General features: G+C 60.6%; 15 protein-coding genes and 5 pseudogenes. 11 read left to right on the top strand and 9 right to left on the bottom strand.

Translation table 11 applies throughout. From position 1 onward, the window contains the following. Positions 1 to 31: 31 nt before the first annotated feature. The 6 genes from P775_RS26575 to P775_RS26550 all read right to left on the bottom strand — a co-directional run bounded on the left by P775_RS26575 (position 32) and on the right by P775_RS26550 (position 6,841). On the bottom strand, positions 32 to 940 hold the full coding sequence (locus P775_RS26575) for a 2-hydroxyacid dehydrogenase (RefSeq protein WP_099913803.1): 909 nt from the start codon (positions 938 to 940) through the stop codon (positions 32 to 34). After that, on the bottom strand, positions 937 to 2,562 hold the full coding sequence (locus P775_RS26570) for an ABC transporter ATP-binding protein (protein ID WP_099913802.1): 1,626 nt from the start codon (positions 2,560 to 2,562) through the stop codon (positions 937 to 939). The genes P775_RS26575 and P775_RS26570 overlap by 4 nt, the downstream gene beginning before the upstream one ends. Beyond that, complete coding sequence (locus tag P775_RS26565) at positions 2,559 to 3,395, bottom strand: ABC transporter permease (protein WP_099913801.1); 837 nt, start codon at positions 3,393 to 3,395, stop codon at positions 2,559 to 2,561. The genes P775_RS26570 and P775_RS26565 overlap by 4 nt, the downstream gene beginning before the upstream one ends. Further along, positions 3,392 to 4,369 carry an ABC transporter permease gene (locus tag P775_RS26560; protein WP_099913800.1) on the bottom strand — a complete coding sequence of 326 codons (978 nt, stop codon included), beginning with the start codon at positions 4,367 to 4,369 and terminating at the stop codon, positions 3,392 to 3,394. Before P775_RS26560 ends, P775_RS26565 begins: the two co-directional genes overlap by 4 nt. A 98-nt stretch (positions 4,370 to 4,467) precedes the next feature. Next, positions 4,468 to 6,018, bottom strand: a complete 1,551-nt coding sequence (locus P775_RS26555; protein ID WP_099913799.1) for an ABC transporter substrate-binding protein — start codon at positions 6,016 to 6,018, stop codon at positions 4,468 to 4,470. Positions 6,019 to 6,073: 55 nt separating this feature from the next. Beyond that, on the bottom strand, positions 6,074 to 6,841 hold the full coding sequence (locus P775_RS26550; RefSeq protein ID WP_099913798.1) for a class II aldolase/adducin family protein: 768 nt from the start codon (positions 6,839 to 6,841) through the stop codon (positions 6,074 to 6,076). A gap of 135 nt (positions 6,842 to 6,976) precedes the next feature. On the opposite strand from P775_RS26550, the gene P775_RS26545 reads away from it, so the two are divergent. Genes P775_RS26545 through P775_RS26535 form a run of 3 tightly spaced genes read left to right on the top strand, consistent with a single transcriptional unit; the run spans position 6,977 to position 10,122 of the window. Beyond that, a complete protein-coding gene (locus P775_RS26545; protein WP_245875877.1) occupies positions 6,977 to 7,693 on the top strand; it encodes a GntR family transcriptional regulator in 717 nt (238 codons plus the stop codon). Beyond that, positions 7,690 to 8,724, top strand: coding sequence for a histone deacetylase family protein (locus tag P775_RS26540; RefSeq protein WP_099913797.1), 1,035 nt, complete (start codon positions 7,690 to 7,692; stop codon positions 8,722 to 8,724). The genes P775_RS26545 and P775_RS26540 overlap by 4 nt, the downstream gene beginning before the upstream one ends. Positions 8,725 to 8,739: 15 nt before the next feature. After that, positions 8,740 to 10,122, top strand: a complete 1,383-nt coding sequence (locus P775_RS26535; RefSeq protein ID WP_099913796.1) for an aspartate aminotransferase family protein — start codon at positions 8,740 to 8,742, stop codon at positions 10,120 to 10,122. 72 nt (positions 10,123 to 10,194) lie between these two features. On the opposite strand, the gene P775_RS29535 is transcribed toward P775_RS26535, so the two are convergent. The 3 genes and pseudogenes from P775_RS29535 to P775_RS26525 all read right to left on the bottom strand — a co-directional run bounded on the left by P775_RS29535 (position 10,195) and on the right by P775_RS26525 (position 13,481). Further along, a complete protein-coding gene (locus P775_RS29535) occupies positions 10,195 to 10,317 on the bottom strand; it encodes a hypothetical protein (protein ID WP_281256136.1) in 123 nt (40 codons plus the stop codon). 25 nt (positions 10,318 to 10,342) lie between these two features. Further along, positions 10,343 to 11,443, bottom strand: coding sequence for an apurinic/apyrimidinic endonuclease family protein (locus tag P775_RS26530; RefSeq protein WP_245875876.1), 1,101 nt, complete (start codon positions 11,441 to 11,443; stop codon positions 10,343 to 10,345). A 21-nt stretch (positions 11,444 to 11,464) separates the two neighbouring features. Then, positions 11,465 to 13,481 (bottom strand): annotated as a pseudogene (locus tag P775_RS26525) (bifunctional rhamnulose-1-phosphate aldolase/short-chain dehydrogenase). A gap of 52 nt (positions 13,482 to 13,533) precedes the next feature. Between P775_RS26525 and P775_RS26520 the strand changes: the two are divergent. The 8 genes and pseudogenes from P775_RS26520 to P775_RS26490 all read left to right on the top strand — a co-directional run. Further along, positions 13,534 to 14,299, top strand: a pseudogene (locus P775_RS26520) (DeoR/GlpR family DNA-binding transcription regulator); the annotation flags it as partial. A 4-nt stretch (positions 14,300 to 14,303) separates the two neighbouring features. Continuing rightward, a pseudogene (locus tag P775_RS26515) lies at positions 14,304 to 15,239 on the top strand (substrate-binding domain-containing protein). An 81-nt stretch (positions 15,240 to 15,320) separates the two neighbouring features. After that, positions 15,321 to 16,860, top strand: a pseudogene (locus P775_RS26510) (sugar ABC transporter ATP-binding protein). Further along, a pseudogene (locus tag P775_RS26505) lies at positions 16,857 to 17,847 on the top strand (ABC transporter permease). Before P775_RS26510 ends, P775_RS26505 begins: the two co-directional pseudogenes overlap by 4 nt. Positions 17,848 to 17,854: 7 nt before the next feature. Continuing rightward, positions 17,855 to 18,148, top strand: a complete 294-nt coding sequence (locus P775_RS26500; RefSeq protein ID WP_099913795.1) for an L-rhamnose mutarotase — start codon at positions 17,855 to 17,857, stop codon at positions 18,146 to 18,148. 2 nt (positions 18,149 to 18,150) lie between these two features. Then, a complete protein-coding gene (locus tag P775_RS29315; protein ID WP_245875875.1) occupies positions 18,151 to 18,882 on the top strand; it encodes an FGGY family carbohydrate kinase in 732 nt (243 codons plus the stop codon). A 50-nt stretch (positions 18,883 to 18,932) separates the two neighbouring features. After that, positions 18,933 to 19,493 (top strand): acetate and sugar kinases/Hsc70/actin family protein, encoded by a 561-nt coding sequence (locus P775_RS29310; RefSeq protein WP_245875874.1) that lies wholly within the window; start codon positions 18,933 to 18,935, stop codon positions 19,491 to 19,493. A 33-nt stretch (positions 19,494 to 19,526) separates the two neighbouring features. Further along, positions 19,527 to 20,027 carry a gluconokinase gene (locus P775_RS26490; RefSeq protein ID WP_099913794.1) on the top strand — a complete coding sequence of 167 codons (501 nt, stop codon included), beginning with the start codon at positions 19,527 to 19,529 and terminating at the stop codon, positions 20,025 to 20,027. Positions 20,028 to 20,035: the final 8 nt, after the last annotated feature.

Below are 20,035 nucleotides of genomic sequence, written 5' to 3'. Positions count from 1 at the left end.
GCCTTTCGGGCCATCTGCGACTCGGCTGCGTTCAGCCGATCGCCGAAAGGTGCTTGACCACATTGGCGACGACTGCAGGCGGTTCGGCTTCGCTGGCGGTGTGGGGTGTCACAAACACTTTGGGATGTGACCAGAACGGATGCTCCGCGACCAGTGGTTCGGGGGCAAAGACATCCAGAGAGGCGCCTGAAATCTGGCCCGTTTCCAGGGCCGACAGCAATGCGCTTTCATCCAGCTGCGCGCCGCGGCCCAGATGGATGAAGGCCGCACCGACAGGCAGAGCGGCGAAAAGATCTATGTCGAACAAACCCTTGGTTGCGGGTGTCATCGGCAGCACGTTGATCAGGATGTCCGTACGGGCCAGAAAGGCCGCCCGATGCGCATCGGTGAAATGCGCCATCCCGGCCTCAGGCTTTGGGGGCAGGTTGCGCGACAGCGTAGCGACGGGATACCCCAAGGCCCGCGCCCCCAGCGCCACAGCCCGGCCCATGAGGCCAAATCCCATGACGCCGACGCGTACTCTGGCGGGTGAGCGGCCCGAGGCGGGGCGTTTCCACACACCTTTGGCCTGATTTTCCAGATGCAGTCCCATCTGGCGGTGATGCCAGACGATATGAAACGCGGCAAACCCGGCCATCTGCGCCGCCTGATCCGGATCTTCGACCCGGATCACCGGCACATTCTTTGGAAGAGACGGGCACGCCAGGATTGCATCCATCCCGGCGGCGATGGAAAAGATGCCGCGCAGGTTGGGATAGGGGCTAAAGGCGTCCTTGGGCGGCACCCAGCTCAGCACAAAATCCACCGCTGCTGGGTCTGTCACCTCATCCGGTGTCAGCAGCGTGATCTCGGGCGCAAGTTCGGTAAAGGCCGCACCAAAGCGCGCACGCAGATCCAGCGTGCGGCAGGTCACAACGCCCGTCCAGCGGGATTGACTCATGCAGTGGCATCCTCTTTTTCCATGGCCCATCCGGCGCCTGGGACGGCGGCCAGCAGTTCGCGCGTATAGGCCTGTTTCGGGGCGTGAAAGACATCGCGCACCGGGCCGACCTCGACCAATCTGCCATATTGCATGACGGCGATCCGGTCGCAGACCTGCGCCGCGACGCGCAGATCATGGGTGATGAACAGGATCGACAGGCCCATCTGGCGCCTCAGATCCGCGAGCAATTCCAGCACCTGCGCTTGGATTGACACATCAAGTGCCGAAACGGCTTCGTCCGCGATGATCAGTTCGGGGTCCATGGCGAGGGCCCGGGCGATGCCGATGCGCTGGCGCTGCCCGCCCGAGAATTCGTGCGGAAAGCGGGTGGCGGCATCGGCGCCCAGCCCGACGATCTCCAGCAGGTCCAGCGCGCGTTTATGGGCCTGCTGTTTGGAAACGCCTTTGGCCATCGGCCCGTCTGACAGTGTCCGCAGGATCCGGTGGCGCGGATTGAGCGAGGCATAGGGGTCCTGAAAAACCATCTGCACCCGGTGGCGCTGCTTGCGCAATTCATTTTCATCAAGCGCGGCCATGTCCACGCCACCCACCAGCACCTGCCCGGAATCCGGAGTGACCAGCCGCACAACGGCGCGGCCCAAGGTCGATTTTCCCGACCCGGATTCTCCTACCAGCCCCACCACTTCGCCCTTGGCGATGGTGAGCGAGACATCGTTGACCGCCCGCACCTCGCGCGCTGCGCGAAATGGGCTGCCACCGGTGCGGTAGATCTTGTTCAGATGGCGGATTTCCAGCGCCGGCGCCGTGGTGATGGGGGCCAGTTCAGGCACGGTCCCGGTCGGGATCGCATCCAGCAGGGCGCGGGTATATTCGTGCTGAGGGCTTTCCAGCACCTGTTTTGCGATCCCAGCCTCAACAATCTGACCGTAGCGCATAACAATTACCCGGTCGGCGATTTCGGCCACTACGCCAAAGTCGTGTGTGATGAACATCACCGCCATGCCGTGTTTTTCCCGCAATGCCAAGATCAGCCGAAGGATCTGTGCCTGCGTGGTCACATCCAGCGCGGTGGTGGGTTCATCCGCAATTAGGATTTCCGGCTCCAGCGCCAGCGCCATGGCAATCATCGCGCGCTGGCGCTGTCCGCCGGACAGCTGAAACGGATAGGCGCGGATGATTTTTTCGGGATCGGGCAGGCCGACCTCTTTCACTAGCGCCAGCGCGCGGGCGCGCCGTTCGGATCCGCTCAGCAGGTTGTGGGCGGCAAAGACCTCTGCAATCTGATCACCGATTCGCATCAGCGGGTTGAGCGCGGTCATCGGTTCCTGAAAGATCATGCCAATCCGCGCGCCACGCATTGCTTGTTTTTGCGCCTCGGGCAGGGTCAGAACGTCCTTGCCGTCAAACATTGCGCGGCCTTTGCCGACGGTCACACCATCTGGCAGCAGACCCATCAGCGCATTCGCGGTCATCGACTTGCCCGAGCCGCTTTCGCCCACAACACAGAGGATTTCACCCTTGTTGAGGTCAAAGCTGACATCCTCGACCGCGTGCGGGCGGTCGGCGCCGATGGGCAGGTCGATGGTCAGGCTGTCTATGGAGAGGATGGCGTCTGTCATGTTCGGCCCTTCTTCAGATGCGGATTGAAGGCATCGTTCAACCCTTCACCGATCAGGTTAAGCGCCAGCACGGTCAGCAGGATCGCAACGCCGGGCATGAAGGACAGCCACCACGCCGATCGGATCACCGTGCGTGCAGCACCAATCATATAGCCCCAGGACATGATGTTGGGATCGCCCAATCCCAGAAAGGACAGCGAGGATTCCAGTAGGATCGCCGTTGCGACCATCAGCGACGCCATCACGATGATCGGCGAGATCGCATTTGGCAGCACTTCACTGACCAGAATTCGGGTATTCGACAGGCCGGCAAGATGCGCCGCCTCGACAAACTCACGCCGCTTCAGCGACATCACCTCGGCCCGGACCAGCCTTGCGACGGGGGGCCAGGAAACTATGGCGATTGCAAGGGTGATGGAACCCAGCGTCGGCTCCAGGATCGCGACAAGCACGATGGCGAGGGCGAAGTTCGGGATCGTCTGGAAGAATTCGGTAAAGCGCATCGCGCCTTCGTCCACGTACCCACCATAGAACCCTGCGAGGGCGCCCAAAGGCACGCCGATCAGCAGCGCCATCACGGTCGAGACCAGCCCGACCAGCAGGGACACTCGCGCGCCATGAACGAGCCCGGCAGCCACGTCGCGGCCCAGCGTATCGGTGCCCAGCGGCAGATCGCCGTTTGTGAAGGGAACAAGGAAGGGGCGTTGCACCATCTTCCACGGGCCGCCGGGGTAGATCACCGGTGCGAGCAGGGCGATGGCGATGACGCAGAGCAGGATGATCAGCCCGATCACCGCGCCCCGGTTGGTGGCAAAGCGTTTCCAGAGGGTCATGATTTTGCTCCGATCCGCGGGTCGACGATGCGGTAAACGATGTCGGTAAGAATGTTGAACACGATGACCATTGCGGCGGACACAAGGAAGACCCCGAGGATTGTGTTGTAGTCGCGCGCCTCAAGGCTTTCGAACATCAGCCGTCCTATGCCGGGCCAGGCAAAGACGGTTTCGGTCAGAACCGCGCCGCCAATCAGCTGCCCGGCCTGCAGGCCCGCTAACGTCACGACAGGCAACAGCGCGTTGCGCAGGATGTGGCGGCGGCGGATGACCGGGCCGGACAGGCCCTTGGCCCGTGCGGTTTTCACGAAATCCATCTGGCTGACCTCAAGCATCGAAGCGCGGGTCATGCGCATATAGACGGCCATGAAGAAAAGCCCCAGCGTCAGCGCCGGCAGGATAAGGTGCTGCAGGATGTCCCAGGCCCGGGCAAGGCCGCTGTAGCCACTGCCCACCGTTTCATAGCCAAAGCCCGGCAGCCAGCCCAACTGAACCGAGAACACCAGAACGGCCATCAGCGCCGCCCAGTAGAGCGGCGTTGCATAGAACAGCAGCGCTATGGTGGTCAGGACGCTGTCAGAGGCCTTGCCCACCCGTGCTGCCGCAGCAACACCAAAAGCGATGCCAAGGCTGAGCGAGATCACGAAAGACGACAGCGTCAGCAGCAGTGTCGCAGGCAGGCGCTGAGCGATCAGATCGTAGACCGGCATGCCCTGACGAAAGGAATACCCAAGGTCGAGCGTAAGGACATTTTTCACGTAGGACCAGAGCTGGACATAAAGCGGTTGATCCAGACCAAAGCGTTCGCGCAACTGGGCGATGAACAGCGGATCAGCGGCACCCGCCTCTCCGGCCAGAACGGCAGCGGGGTCGCCGGGGGCGGCGTGGATCAGAAAGAAGTTGAGAACGGCGATGGCCAGCAGCGTGATCGCTGCTTTGACCAGTCGCCCGAGGATTGTGGTGATCAGGGACATCTGTTGGGGGGGTCCTCAATGACGTCAGGTATGTATCGCGGATATGGCACCAGCGGGTTCAGAACAGGGCACCGGAACTTCCGGCGCCCTGCACGGTGCTATTCCTGCTTGATCCAGGCGTCGCGCAGACCGTCCGAGACACCGATGCCGGTGGTCACGAGATCCTGCACATTGCAATTGTAGATCGTCGGAAATTCGATTTCGAGCAGCCATGCCACCGGCACGTCATCGACGATTTCCTTCTGGATCTCCGAATAGATCTTGGTGCGCTCATCGGGGCTGGGTGAGACGGCGGCAGCTGCCCATTTCGCGTCCATTTCAGGATTGCGGTAACCTTCGACGTTGTTCCAAGGGCTGCCTTTTTCTATCTGGGATTCCACATAGTTGCGTGACACCCCCAGAGCCGGATCGCCGTATTGGTAGAGATAGGTGAAGGCCATGTCGTAGTCCCACTGGGACGTCTTTTCGTTCCAGCCCGCGACATCAGCCGAGTCGATATCAACCGTTATACCGACCTCTTGCAGGTTCTGGCGCACTGCTTCTGCCCAACGCTGCCATGTCTCCCCATAAGGCAGCGGCAGAATGCTGACTGGGGTGCCGTCATAACCCATTTCGGCCAGAAGTTCCTTGGCCTTTTCCGGGTTGTAATCGTATTGCGTCACATCATCGGAATAGAAGTTGGTCTTTGAGGACACAGGTCCCGTCGCGACCTTGCCAAAGCCGTTCCAAACCACGTCTTTGACGAATTCGCGGTCCATGGCGTACATCACCGCCTGGCGGAAACGTACATCAGCAGTCGGCCCTTCGCGATTGTTCAGCCACATGAAGGCGTGCGGCGCAAAGAACTCCCAGCCCTTGCCGGTCGAGCAGGTGTTGTCCAGTTCCGTCAGGCGCTGCACGTCCCAGTTTTCGACAGATCCGCCGGGCAGCACGTCCACTTCACCCGTTTCAAACGCCACGGCGCGCGAGGCCGCGTCGGGAATGACGCGGTAATAGACCTCATCCAGATGGGGCTTGCCCTCAAGGTAATAGTCTTCGTTCTTAACCAGATGGATGTAACTGCCCTTCTCCCAGGATTCAAACTTGAAGGGTCCGGTGCCGATCGGTGTCGCGTTCATTGGGTTGTTGGCGTAATCGGTGCCTTCATAGATGTGCTTGGGGATCATTGGCATAGTGCCTGCCTCGAACACGCCGATGAAGGGGCCGAATGGCGTCTTGAGCTTGAAGACCACGGTCTGATCATCCGGCGCCTCGATGCTGTCCACATAGGCTAGCGAAGAGCGCATGCGTGCATGCGTTTCACGCAGGAACACATCTGCCGAGAACACAACATCGGCCGAGGTGAAGGGTTCGCCGTCATGCCACTTCACACCGTCCTGCAGATGGAAGGTATAGGTTAGGCCATCTTCTGAGATTTCCCAGGATTTGGCGAGGCTGGGCTGCGGTTCAAGATCGGTATTATAGCGCAGCAGGCTTTCGTAGATGTCGCCGGCGACCAGCTGCGTGGGGCCGTTCTGCACAAGACCCAGCATCAGGCTGGGCGGTTCCGGCTGCACGACAATGTCGATCCGCCCGCCAGCGTCTTGCGCCAGCAAAGGCGTGGCCAGGCCCGCCGCAATCAGAAATGTGGTGGTTTTCAAAAAGTTCATCAGTCTTCCCCGTTGTGGTTTATAGTCTTCTAAAGGCGCCCCGGTTGATCCGGGGTCAGTCTGCGTAGTCAGGTGCGGCACGGTTCAGGCGGCGCAGCATGGCGTCCCATTCCGGATCGACGCCTTTGGCGTGGATGCCGTCATAGGCCTTTTCGTATTGGCGAGCAGTGTGTTCGGCCACGTCATCGGGCAGAACCAAAGGCGTCAGCCCCATGCCAAGTGCTGCGATCTGCGCCCGGCAGGACCGTTCCAGATTCATCACCATGGCGACAGCCTCACCAACCGACCGGCCCAGGACCAAAACGCCGTGATTGCGCAGCAACATCACATTCTTTTTGCCCAGATCGGCCACGATGCGTTCGCGTTCGGCAAGGTTCAGCGCGATGCCTTCGTAGTCATGAAAGGCGATGCGATTGTAAAACTGCGCCGACCATTGGTTGAGCGGCAAGAGCCCCTCTTTCACCGAAGAGGTGGCAACACCCGCCACCGTATGGGTGTGCAGCACGCAGGTCGCATCGTGGCGCGCCATGTGCACGGCGGAATGGATGGTGAATCCAGCCGCATTCACGCCCGAACCATAAGGGTCGTCGATCACCGCGCCAGTTTCGTCCACGGTGACCAGATTGCTGGCTGTCACCTCATCAAAACGAAGGCCGTAAGGGTTCAGCAGAAACCGCTTTTCCCCATTCGGGCCATCGGGCAGGCGGGCCGAGATGTGGGTGTAGATGCTGTCGTCCATCCCTTCGAGTGCGATGAGGCGGTAGGCCGCCGCAAGGTCGCGGCGCAGGGCGGAAACAGGTCGGTCGGTCGTGCCATCCGGCATGAAGTCATCCTTGGTCCGATTACGATTTCTGTAAGCATTGCGGTTCCGGACCACGAGTCAAGGAAATTGTCGACAATCGACATTCCTGCAGTTAGGCTTTTTTCCAACGTGCTTTCCATATGGACGCCCACTGCCGTGTTTGACCCGTCGAACCCAACAGCCTCGAAAAAATCGCGGTTTCAGCCGCTCAGCCGTGATGGCCTGGTGGATCGCGTGGCCAATCTGCTGGCCGAGGCGATCATGGCGGGGCGAATCCGACCCGGCGCGCCTTTGTCCGAATCGGCCATTGCCCGAGACATGGGTGTCTCTCGTGCCCCGGTTCGCGAAGCGGCGCGGCTGCTGGAAAGTTCCGGACTGGTTGAATATCGCACAAATCGCGGATTTTTTGTGCAATCGGTCTCTTCTGCCGCACTCGATAACCTGTACGAATTTCGCATCGTCATCGAACGTGCAGCGATTGCCCGTCTGGTGGCAACGGGCGCAGAGGAGACCTTGCCACTGCTGCGCGGCCAACTCAGTGAACTTTACCGTGTCGCTGATGCGGGCGAGGATATGGTGTGCCAGGTCGAGGCGGACATGCACTTTCACCGGCTGATCTGTCAGGGGTCGGGCAATCCGCGCTTTTTGACCGTTTTCGACCAGATCGCCAATGAAACCAAGCTGGGACTGATCCTGATCGGGCGGCTCTATGATGACGCGCACCGGATGGCCGAAACCCACGAGCCGATCATTGATGCCATCGCAGCGGGTGACACCGACGCTGCGGTTGATGCCATAGATTATCACATCGGAACCGCGCGGACGCTTGTCTGCCAACAGTTTCGCTTATTGGAGGACAAATCTGCCCCATGAAGTGCTATTATGCCAAAGAGACCGAGGCCCATGATCCCAAGTTCCGCCTGACCAACGGCGCGCTGATGCGCAATGCCGAACAGGCCGAGCGGGCGACGCTGCTGATTGCCGGACTGGTTCAGCTTGGCCTGAGCACCGAAGAACCGCCCGAGGCGCCGCGCGCCTGTCTTGAGGCGGTGCATACACCGCAATTGCTGACGTTTCTGGAAACTGCCTGGGAGCAGTGGCAGAAACTGCCAAATGCTGGGGCCGAAGTGGTACCCAACGCGTTTGCGCAGAGATATTGGGCAACTTATCCTGACAGCATCGTCGGTCGCGCGGGCTGGCATATGGGCGACACCTCTGCGCCGATGGGGTCAAACAGCTGGACCGCGACCCGCCGCGCTGCAGATTGTGCGGTCGCCGCAGCGGATGCCGTGCTGGGGGGGGAACGCGCCGCATACGCGCTGACACGCCCGCCCGGGCACCATTCCGATGCCGAAACCTGCGCCGGACATTGCTTGATGAACGTCTCGGCCATCGCCGCTGAACGGCTGCGCAGCAAATACGATCGGGTGGCGATTCTTGATATAGATGTGCACCACGGCAATGGCACCCAGTGGATATTCTATGAACGCGACGATGTGCTGTTCATCTCTGTTCACACTGACCCGCACCAGTATTATCCGTTCTTTGCAGGTCATGCTCACGAAACTGGCCGCGGCGCGGGTAAGGGGTTCAACCTCAACCTGCCGATGCCGGCCACCACCGGTGACGATGCATGGTGCGCTACCATTTCCGACGCGCTGGCGCAGATCAAGCAGTTCGATCCGGGCGCGCTTGTGATTAGTCTGGGACTTGATGCACACGAGAACGATCCGCTAAAGGGCATGAAGGTCACTTTTGACGGTTTCCGGCAAGCGGGCGCTTTGATCGCCGGTGCGGATCTGCCCACTGTGCTTGTTCAGGAGGGTGGCTATCTTTCACCCGATCTTACCACATCGCTTGCCTCCTTCCTTGGGGGATTCCTTGGCCGCGACGCGCGCGCCTGATTTTCGGAGAGACTTATGAACGACCTGTCCAACTCGCTTGCCGCGGCCGATATCGCGCACAGCATGCACCCCTATACCAATATGCGCCTGCACGAAAAGCAGGGGCCGATGATCATGGCGCGCGGCGATGGCGTCCGCGTCTATGATGATCAGGGCAAGGAATATATCGAAGGCCTGGCTGGGCTGTGGTCTGTCGCCGTCGGTTTTTCCGAACCGCGACTGCGAGACGCAGCCGTTCGGCAGATGGATCTGCTGCCTTATTACCACAGCTTTGCGCACAAGGCGCATGAGCCAGCGATCCGTCTGGCCGAAAAGCTGGCCGAGATGGCGCCCGAGGGCATGAACCGCGTGTTCTTCACCAACTCCGGTTCCGAAGCAAACGACACCGTCATCAAGATGCTGTGGTTCATGAACAACGGTCTGGGCCGCCCGGAGAAGAAGAAATTCCTCGCCCGCAACAAAGGCTATCACGGGATCACCATCGCCTCGGGGTCGCTGACCGGTCTGCCGGGCAACCACAAGGATTTCGACCTTCCTGCGATTCCCGTCACGCATCTGACCTGCCCACATTTCTGGCGCTGGGGCGAAGAGGGCGAAACCGAGGCTGAATTTACAGCACGTCTGCTGAAAGAGGCCGAGGATGTGATCTTGGCCGAAGGTCCCGAAACCATCGCCGGTTTCATCGGCGAGCCGGTGATGGGTGCCGGCGGCGTGATGACACCGCCCGAAGGCTACTGGCCGGGGATCGAAGCGCTATGCCATAAATACGACATTGTGCTGATTTCGGATGAGGTGATCAACGGTTTTGGGCGTCTTGGCACCACGTTCGGTTGCCAGAAATACGGCTTTACCCCCGATATCATGGTGACGTCGAAGCAGCTGACATCGTCCTACATGCCGCTGGCCGCGATCATCATGAACGACAAGGTTTACAACGCCATTGCCGACAATTCGGAAAAGCTGGGCACATTCGGGCATGGCTATACCGGGTCGGGCCATCCGGTGGCCTGCGCCGTCGGTCTGGAAAACCTTGCCATCATCGAAGAGCGGGATCTGATCGGGAATGCCGCCCGGCTTGAGGCGCAGTTCCAGGGCGGTTTGCGTAAGTTCGCCGACCATCCGCTGGTGGGCGAAGTGCGCGGCGTCGGTCTCATCGCCGGGCTCGAGATGGTGGCGGACAAGGCGACCAAGCGCAGCTTCACTCCGACCGGCAAGGTGTCGGGACAGGTTGCGAAATTCGCCGCGCAGGAAGGTCTGATCTGTCGCGCCGTCTATGACACGGTTGCGCTGTGTCCGCCGCTGATCGTGACCGAGGATGACATCGACCAGATTCTTGCCCGCATGGGCCGCGCGCTGGATCTGACTTGGGATTGGGTGCAGGCTGAGGGTCTGAAGTAAGCTTTCGCTGAGATACGACTATAGGCGCGTCACCCTAGGGGCGGCGCGCCTTTTTATTGCGTAGGGCGCTGTTCATACGATGCCGCCGCCCGCGCCGGTGACCGCGGGACGCTTTGCTGCCACTTTCGCGCGATAGCCGGACTGCCGATAGGCCGCGAGCGGATCGATGGCTGCACCTTTCTCCAGCCGTGCCATGGCGAATATCGGTTGAACATCCGTCCTAAACGCCCGCTTTAGTGTGTTGGAGGCCATCAACGCATCGTTGCTGTCCTAGCACCCGGACAGCGCCACACGATCCACGAGCAGCGCCTGCGCATGGGCGCGCTGAACCTCCGTGGCGCTTTTCTATAGGGTCTGTGACATTGTGGCTCTGGTCCAGCATATGTGCCGGGTCAAATCCGGGTGTGTCGGCGGCATCCACCAACTCGTTGAAGACGAGGAAAAGCCGGTAGGGATCGATGGATCCGGTATCCAGATCATCATCGCCATATTTGGAATCGTTGAAGTGAAAGCCGCCGAGCTTGCCGAACTGGATCAGACGGGCAACGATCATCTCGATATTCGCATTTGGCGCGTGGTGGCCCAGATCGACGAGGCAGAAGTCCCGTACGCCCAATTCCTTGGCGATCAGACAATTGGTGCCCCAGTCCTGCACGATGGTGGAGTAGTTGGCAGGTTCGTACAATTTGTGTTCGGTGAACAGGCGCCAGTCGTCGGGCAGCCCCGCATAGATCGACTGTGCGCTGTCCAGATAGCGTTCGAAAGCTCTGGTGAAATGGCTTTGCCCCGAAAAGTTCGACCCGTCCCCCACCCAGATGGTCAGCGCCTTGGATCCGATCTGCCGCCCCAACTCTATACATGCGAGGTTGTGTTCCACCGCTTGTGTCCGCGTCGCCGCGTCGGTGTGGGAGAGCGAGCCAAACTTGTAGCCGTGCGCCTGATCGCTCTGGTCCTGAAAGGTGTTCGAATTCAGAGCATCAAAGCTCAGGACAACTGCTTCGCCCTTGCTCAGCAGATCCGCCAGAGCGGCGCTGTCCCAGGAAATGTGCAGCGATACCGATGGCGTTGCTGCAGTCAGTTGATGGATCAGGCCGCACTCGTCGAGCTTGTCAAAGATCCTGCGCGGTTCGCCCGCGCCGGGAAAACGCGCAAAGCGGGTGCCCCCCGTACCCACGCCCCAGGACGGGACAGCGTTTCCATAGGCCGCCACCTTATTCTTGATTCCGGCGATGTCGATGCCGCGCCGGTCCAGATGCGCGCCCAGAGCGTCATAATCTGCGCGCAAGGTTTGGGCGGCCTCAATGGTTGAGGTGTCGATCATGTGTCCCCTCCCTCGGGTCACTCAGCGCGTGAACGCCTGCGCATTGCCAGCATCCACGTTGATGATGTTGCCCGTCGATTTGGACGAGAGGTCCGAGGCGAAGAAATAGCAGGCCTCGGCGATATCTTCAGGCAGGACAGAGCGTTTGAGCAGCGAGCGTTCGCGGTACATTTCCTCAAGCCCGCCCTTGTCGGTGCCATAGGTTGCGGCGCGCTGATCGAGCCACTCCCCGGACCAGATCTTTGATCCGCGCAGAACGGCATCCAGGTTTACCACATTGACGCGGATGCCTTCGGGCGTACCTTCGAGGGCGAGACACCGTGCAAGATGGATTTCTGATGCCTTGGCGGTGCGATAGGCTGCGGCCCCGGGCGAGGCGGCAAAACCGTTCTTGGAAGCGACAAAGACAATCGCGCCGCCGATGCCCTGTGTCTTGAGCAGTTTGAATGCCTCGCGGGCGACAAGGAAATAGCCCGTCGACTGGATCGACATATTCTTGTTCCAAAGTTCGAGCGAGGTATCCTCGACCTTGGCCGACGACGCGATTCCGGCATTTGATACCACGATGTCGACGCCGCCGAATTCCACCGCCATATCGGCTTAGGCCCCAATGAAGGCGTCTTCGGAGGTCACGTTCATTTCGACCGTGCGCACGACGTCGTTGCCAAACGTGGTCGACAGCGTCTGCGCTGTGTCGGCCAAGGCTGCCTTGTCGATATCCGCCACCACCACGCAAGCGCCTTCGGTCAGGTACCGCACGGCAGTCGCGGCACCGATGCCACCAGCGCCGCCAGTGACGATGGCCATCCGTCCGGCAAGCGCCTTGGGTTTGGTCATCCGCTGAAGCTTGGCCTCCTCCAGAAGCCAGTATTCGATATCGAAAGATTCTTGTTCCGGCAGACCCTGGTAGTCACTGACCGCATCCGCGCCGCGCATCACGTTGATTGCGTTGACTTAGAATTCACCCGAGATCTGCGCCGTCGCCTTCTCCTTTGCAGAGGTGATCATGCCCACACCGGGGACGAGGTAGACCACCGCGTTTGGGTCCCGGATCGTCGGGCTGTTGTCGTGTTTGCAGCGTTCGTAATATGCGGTGTAATCCGCTCGATATGCCCCGACCATCTCGGTCAGACCCGCAATCGTCGCGTCGATGTCGGGGTTCGCAGGATCGAAATCCACGACCAACGGGCGAATCTTGGTGCGCAGGAAGTGGTCGGGGCAAGAGGGTCCAAGGGCCGCAAGGCGCGGCATGTCCTGCGCACCGACGAATTGCAGCACGGCGTCCTGATCATCAAAATGGTCAACCTTGTGACTGTCACCCGAGATCATTCCGCGAATTGCGGGCATCAGAGCGGTGGCAACGCGGTGACGTTCTGCCGCCGACAGGGTGGGGTGCTTTTCGCCAGCAAGGGCCGGGATATCGGCGGTCTGTTCTTCGAACCAGGCGATGGCGCGGTTGATCGTGTTCAGAGTGGTGGCATAGCAGGTTTCAGCGTCATCATCCCAGCAGAACAACCCGTGGCTTTCCAACACGACGCCCTTGGCATCGGGGTTCCTGAGGCAGAAATCCTCCAACCAGAGACCGAGTTCATATCCGGGCTTTTTCCAAGGCAGCCAGCCGATGGTGTCGCCAAAGATTTTTTGCGTCAGCTCTTTGGAATTGGACGCAGCTGCAATGGCGATGATCGCATCAGAGTGAATGTGATCCACATGCTTTTGGAACATAAGCGTGCAGGGGCGTGTAGATCAACGCCGCACGCGGGTTCAGAGCGAACGTGCAATGGGGCAGATAGGCCACCATCTCATCCTCGAACGCCACACCGCGGTAGAGACCCTTCAGCGCGGTCAGCTTGTTCATGTAGAGCGTCGCAAACTCAGCTTTGTCAATGGTGCCACTGCCGCCACCGTAATTGGTCACCCGCTTGTCTGACCCCAGACGGTTGGAGCGATACAGCAGCTTGTCGGATTCGCTGAGTGTGTCCGCGTGGGTCGCATCCCACAGGTTTTTGATCTGCGATCCGGAGACAGTCTTGAGCATGGAAACTCCTCCCCATGGGGCGAAAAGCGCCCCGTGCCGTTTGATCGCAAGCTTGCGTATTTGCCACAGGATCACTCTATCCGCCATTCAGGCCAAGCCGTTTGTCACGGTGGTCGAAATGGTTGAATTGACGGAGTCCTCTGGAGCCACGATCCGGCGTGACATTGCAACGCTGCGCATGGCCAAGAAGTTGCGCCGGGTGCGGGGATGGGCCGAATCCAATGCGCCGCCTGAATTTGTCGGGTTGGCCGGACGGCCGTTTTCTGTCAATCAAAGCAAGCATGCGCGACAGAAACAGGCGATTGCAAAGGCGGCTGTGGCCCTGTGCGAAGACGGGGATAGATCATCATCAACGGTGGGACGACCACGTTTCAGATGGTCCATCCGCTGGAAACAAACGCTGTCAGGTCTTCACCAACTCGTTTCCGATTGCGGAACATCTGCTCAAGCAGACCAAGAATACGGTCATGCTGTCGGGTGGCACGATCTACCGCGAACAGAACATCATCCTATCTCCGTTCGACAACGATGTGACCCGCAACTTTTATGCGCGGCGCATGTTCACGGGATGTCAGGGCATTGCGCCACTGGGGATCATGGAGGCCGATCTGCTGGTCATTCAGGCCGAACAAAAGCTGATTGGGCAGGCGGATGAGTTGGTTGTCCTGGCGGACAGTTCGAAATTCGACATACGGTCCAGCCTGATCCTGTGCGGGCTGGAAAAGGTCGGCAAGATCATCACGGATGAGGGGATCGAGGATCGCCATGCCGCCATGATGAACGCAGCAGAAGTGACCCTGATCGTCGTGCCCGTGGGCGCGGATGCATCAGCAGTGGAGGCGGGCTATCCATTTACGGAGCGGTGGATGCGGACGACCCCGCAGCGCAGAGGACAATTTGTCAAACTTTGGGAGGAAGATCATGACATTTACCAGAAGGCTTGCCATCGGCGTGTCGCTTGCCGCGACGCCCATGGCGCAGGAGGGCCAGATCGAAGTGATCAACAGGCTGATCGCGCAGCGTGTCGACGCCATTGCGATCTCTGCCAATGACCCGGACGCTGTTGTGCCAGCACCACAAAAGGCGATGCAGCGCGGGATCACCTTGATTTCCTAGGATTCCGGTGTTGCCCCCGAGGGGCATCAGATGCACCTTGCCCCGTCCTCGGACGCGCTGATCGGCAAGACGATCATCAAGCTGGCGGCGGACCATTTGCCCGACGGCGGCAAGGTGGCGGTGCTGTCCGCAACCTCGACCAACCAGAACACCTGGAACGCCGAGATGAACATGGTGATGGGCGACAATCCCAACATCGAAGTGGTCGCGACCGTCTAAGGTGACGATCTTGCCGATAAAACCTGCCGTGAAACACAGGGCTTTATCCAGCCGCACCCTGATCTGGATGCGATCATCGCGCCGACATCCGTTGGGATCGCCGCAGCGGCGCAAGCCGTGGCGGATGCAGGCATGATCGGCAAGGTCAACGTGGCCGGTCTTGGACTGCCGTCGGAAATGGCGGGGGCGGTGGAGTCCGGGGCTTCGCAATCTTTTGCGATCTGGAATCCGGTCGATCTTTGCTACAACACCGCGATGATCGCCCATGCTCTGGCCGCCAAAGAGGTGACGGCAGAGCCGGGCGCCACGATCAGCACAGACCGGATGGGCAGCGTCACGCTGGAAGATACCAACACCGCCGCGATGTCCGAGACGTTCACCTATGACAAGAGCAATATGGAAGAGTTCAAGAGCCTCTTCTGATTGCCACAGGGTCGGCCAGCGCGGCCGACCCGCACCACCTCTTTGCGGCACGTCCGCAAGATGTATCACATTGGGGGCCAGATGAATTTCACAACCCAGATCGCAGAGTCGGCAACGGCGGCTGCAGACCCTGTTCTGCGCCTGTCGGGCATCACCAAGACCTTTCCGGGGGTGCTCGCCCTGTCCGCCGTCGAACTGTCGCTTTATCCGGGGCAGGTGACCGCGCGGGTTGGTGAAAACGGCGCCGGGAAATCGACGCTGGTCAAGATCCTGACCGGGACATACCAGCCGGACGAGGGCCGCATCGAGGTCGACGGGACCGAGACCCGATTTCCCACCGCGACCGCCGCCGCTGACGCTGCCGTCACTGCGTTCCATCAGGAAACGGTGCTGTTCGATGATCTGTCGGTGGCCGAAAACATCTTTCTGGGCCACGCCCCGCGCGGACGGTTCGGCCTGATCGACTGGGCGCGCATGACGGCTGATGCGACCGGGATTCTGACGCGCATCGGGGCACGCCCTGATCAGTGCAGGCAGTTGGGTGATCTGGGCATCGCGAGCAAACATCTGGTCGCCATAGCCCGCGCTCTGTCGGTTCAGGCGCGGGTGGTGGTGATGGACGAACCCACCGCCGCCCTGAGCCGAGCAGAGATCGAAGAGCTTTACGAGCTGGTGAATCGGCTCAAGGCTGAGGGTAAGGCGATCCCGTTCATCAGCCACAAGTTCGACGAGATCTTTCGCATTGCCGACCGCTACACCGTCTTTCGTGATGGAGAGATGGTCGATGCAGAGATGATCGCGGATGTGATCGAAAACCAGCTGGTGGAAAAGATGGTGGGCCGGTCGGTCGATACGATCTTTCTCGAACGCATCCGGTCGGTGGGGGATGTGATCCTGACCGTTGCGGGCTATGCCCATCCGACCGAATTCGCGGACATCAATTTCAAACTGCGCCGGGGCGAGATCCTTGGATTCTACGGCCTTGTCGGGGCAGGGCGGTCGGAGTTCATGCAGGCGCTGTTCGGTGTCACCAAGCCTTCAAATGGTGCGGTCAGGATTGATGGCAAGATCGCCGTGATCCGCTCGCCCGCCGAGGCTGTGGCCAAGGGCATCGTCTATGTGCCCGAGGATCGTGGCAAACAGGGCGCGGTCACCGCCATGCCGATCTTTCAGAATGTCACCCTGCCGTCTCTGTCACGCAGCACGCAACCGATTCCTGAATATGGCTGCGGACTTCGCGCTGGCCCGCACCTATACAGAACGGCTGGAACTGCGCGCCGCCGCACTGGATCAGAACGTGGGTGAGCTGTCTGGCGGCAACCAGCAAATGGTTGTCAGTGCCAAATGGCTGGCGACAAGGCCCAAGGTCATCATTCTGGACGAGCTGACCAAAGGCATCGACGTCGGCTCCAAAGCGGACGTGCACGCCTTCATGGCCGAACTCGCTGCCGAAGGTCTGTCGGCGATCATGGTCAGCTCGGAAATCCCCGAGATCTTGGGCATGTCCGACCGCGTCATCGTCATGCGCAAGGGCCGCATTGCCGCCGAATTTGACCGCGACGGGCTGACGCCCGAAAAACTGGTCCGCGCCGCTGCCGGACACGAGGAAAGTGCCGCATGATCCTGAGATTCCCGAAATCGCGCGAAGCGATCCTGCTTGGCGCGCTTTTGGCGCTATTGGTGCTGGTGGAAAGCCGGTTTTCCGGATTTGCTGCGCCGGGCAATCTGGCAGCGGTGTTCAACGACACCTCGATCCTGATCATTCCGGCGCTGGGTCAAACTTTGGTCATCCTTACCCCCTGCATCGACCTGTCGGTGGCGTCGAATCGGGCGCTGACGGGGATGGTGACGGCAAAGCTGAACGCGGCCTTTCCGGGCATCCATCATCGCGCTTGCCTCGACCGCCATGGGCTGGGCTTTGCAGTACGGCGTTGGCACGCCGGGGCTGATCGTGATCGGGCTGTCAGTTGGCCTGCTCTGTGGTGCATTCAACGGTGTGTTGGTCACGCGCCTCGGCCTACCGTCCATCGTCGTGACCATCGGCACGATTAGCCTTTTTCGCAGCATCAGCTATATCGTGCTGGGGGATCAGGCGTTTAACGGTTAACCGGAAAGCTTCGCCTGGCTCGGGCGCGGCGACGTCTTCTGGGTGATCTCCTCCGAGCTGGTGCTGTTTGTGGCCTTTGCGCTGATCTATGGCGTGATCTTGCATTTCACCAACTTTGGCCGACACGTCTTTACCATCGGCAATAACGCGACCGCCGCCACCTTCAGCGGCATCCGGGTCGGGCGGGTTAAGATGACCCTGTTCCTGCTCACCGGCCTGATGTCCGGCATTGCGGTGGTGTGCCTGACCGCGCGGCTGGAATCGACGCGGCGCTCTATCGCGTCAGCCTGGGAACTTGAGATCGTGAACATGGTCGTGCTGGGCGGGTCGGGCCGCATTTTGGGCGTGGTGATCGCGGCGCTTGTCATGGTCATGGTCACCTTTGGTCTGAGACTGCTGAACGTGCCGGGGATCGTCATGTCGATCTTTATCGGGGCGCTGCTGATCGGGGTGATTGCCCTGCCGCGTCTGATCCGGCTGATCCGGACGGGGACGGCCTGATGCAAAAATACGCCTTTCGCATGACCTTGCTGCCGAGTATCACCGCCGCCACGATGAGATATGGCCCGAACTGTCCGATCTGCTGCGCGACGCGGGTGTCACGGATTATTCGATCCACCATGATTCTGAGAGTAACGCCTTGTTTGCCGTGCTCTGGCGGCACGATGATCATGGCATGGCCGCGCTGCCGGGCCACCCCGTGATGCAGAAATGGTGGGCTCATATGGCGGATCTGATGGAGGTCAACGCGGATCATTCGCCCAAGGTGGTTGTGCTTGAGACGATGTTTCACCTGCCATGAGGATGTCCCGCCATATTGCTGTGATCGACGTTGGCAAGACGAATGCCACGCTGGCGCTGGTCGACGCCGCCACGCTGAACGAGATTGCCGTGGTTACCCGCCCAAATCGCATCCTGCACGGGCCACCCTGGCCGCATTTCGATCTTGAGGGGCATTGGGGTTTTTTCATTGAGGGTTTGCGCACCGTTCGCACCGAACACGGCGTCGATGCCATTTCGATCACCACCCACGGCGCGGCGGCTGTGCTGCTGGACGCCGCCGGTGGATCGGCTGCGCTGATGCTGAACTACGAACATGACGGGCCGGATGCCTTGGCGGCTGAGTATGACACCCTGTGGCCACGGTTCGAACAGACCGGGGCGCCGCGTCCGGGGGCGGGGCTGAACCCTGGCGCACAGTTACATTGGATGCTGCGCACCGATCCCGGGCTGGAAGCGCGGCTGGCGCATGTGGTGACCTATCCGCAGTATTGGGGCTACCGGCTGACCGGGGTGCTGGCGAGCGATGTGACTTCACTGGGCTGTCACTCCGATCTTTGGCAGCCTTTCGCGGCCCGTGCTTCGGATCTTGTGGCGAAGCTGGGAATGAGCGGACGGCTGGCGCCGCCGCGACCGGCGTCTGACGTTCTGGGTGTTGTGACGCCTGATATTGCCGCGCTCACCGGGCTTGCGCCCGACACACCCGTGGCTTGTGGCATCCATGACCCAACGCTTCGCTCTATCCGCATGTGCTGAGTAAGTCTGCTCCGTTTGCGGCGGTGTCGACCGGGACCTGGGTCATTGCCATGGCGGTGGGGGGGGCTGCGGTGCAGCTTGATCCCGACCGCGACACGCTGGTCAATGTCAGCGGCACCGGCGCGCCTGTCCCGTCGGCACGGTTCATGGGCGTGCGTGAATTCGAAATGATCCGCGACGGGTCTGAAAGTCTGGGTACGGATACAGATGCGCAGCGCGTTCTGGAATGCGGAGTCATGCTGCTGCCTGCGGTTGAACCCGGGTTGGGCCCGTTCCGGGGCCGGGCAGGCGGCTGGACGGTAACGCGAGAAAGTGATGGGCAGAAAATGTTTGCGCCGGGCTATCATGTTGCGCTCATGACCGACAGCTGCCTGTCCCTTTCCAGCGCGCGGGGGCCGGGGATCGTCGAGGGGCCGTTTGCCCGCAATCCCTGGTATCTGCAGATGCTTGCGGCATTGCGCCCGGACGGGGTCGAGGCGACGCTTTCCGCCACCGGAACGAGCAGCGGTGCCACGCTGTTGTTTGCCAAGGACCATGTTGTGCGGCGGGGCGAGGAAGAGGTCCGATTGTCATCGGCAAGCTCTTCTGGATGCGCGACGGCGCTGTCATAAAGCCCGGGAAATACAATCGATTCGGAGGAAGCCATGCAGCATCTGCTGGTCATGGGCGTGTGCGGCACGGGGAAATCCACCGTGGCGAAAGCGGTGTCAGACAGCCTTGGCGCAACATTTATCGAGGCGGATGACCATCATTCGCCCGAGGCAAAGGCGCGAATGACCTCTGGCTTGCCGCTGACAGATGCGCATCGCTGGGGCTGGCTGGACCGGATCGCAGGCGCCGCCGATGCTCGGCCGGGCAGGGTGGTTATTGCCTGTTCAGCGCTCAAGGAGGCTTACAGGGAGCGTCTGCGCGTCACGCTGAACCCGATGGGGATCATTCACCTATACGGCGACAAGACGCTGCTAGCCGCGCGTATGGCCGCACGGCGCGATCATTTCATGCCTGTCAGTCTTCTGGAGAGCCAGTTCGCCGATCTTGAAACACCCACGGGCCCCGAGGTTCTGGCCCTTGACGTGGCGCTGTCGCGCAGCGATGTCATTGCCCGGGCCTGCGATTTCTCCAGGACCATGCTGGATAGGGCGTGAACAACATA

The sequence above is a fragment of the Puniceibacterium antarcticum genome (genome assembly GCF_002760615.1).
Taxonomy (GTDB): domain Bacteria; phylum Pseudomonadota; class Alphaproteobacteria; order Rhodobacterales; family Rhodobacteraceae; genus Puniceibacterium; species Puniceibacterium antarcticum.
The sequence above is the reverse complement of the archived record's forward strand: the minus strand, read 5'-3'. Positions and strand labels throughout refer to the sequence as shown.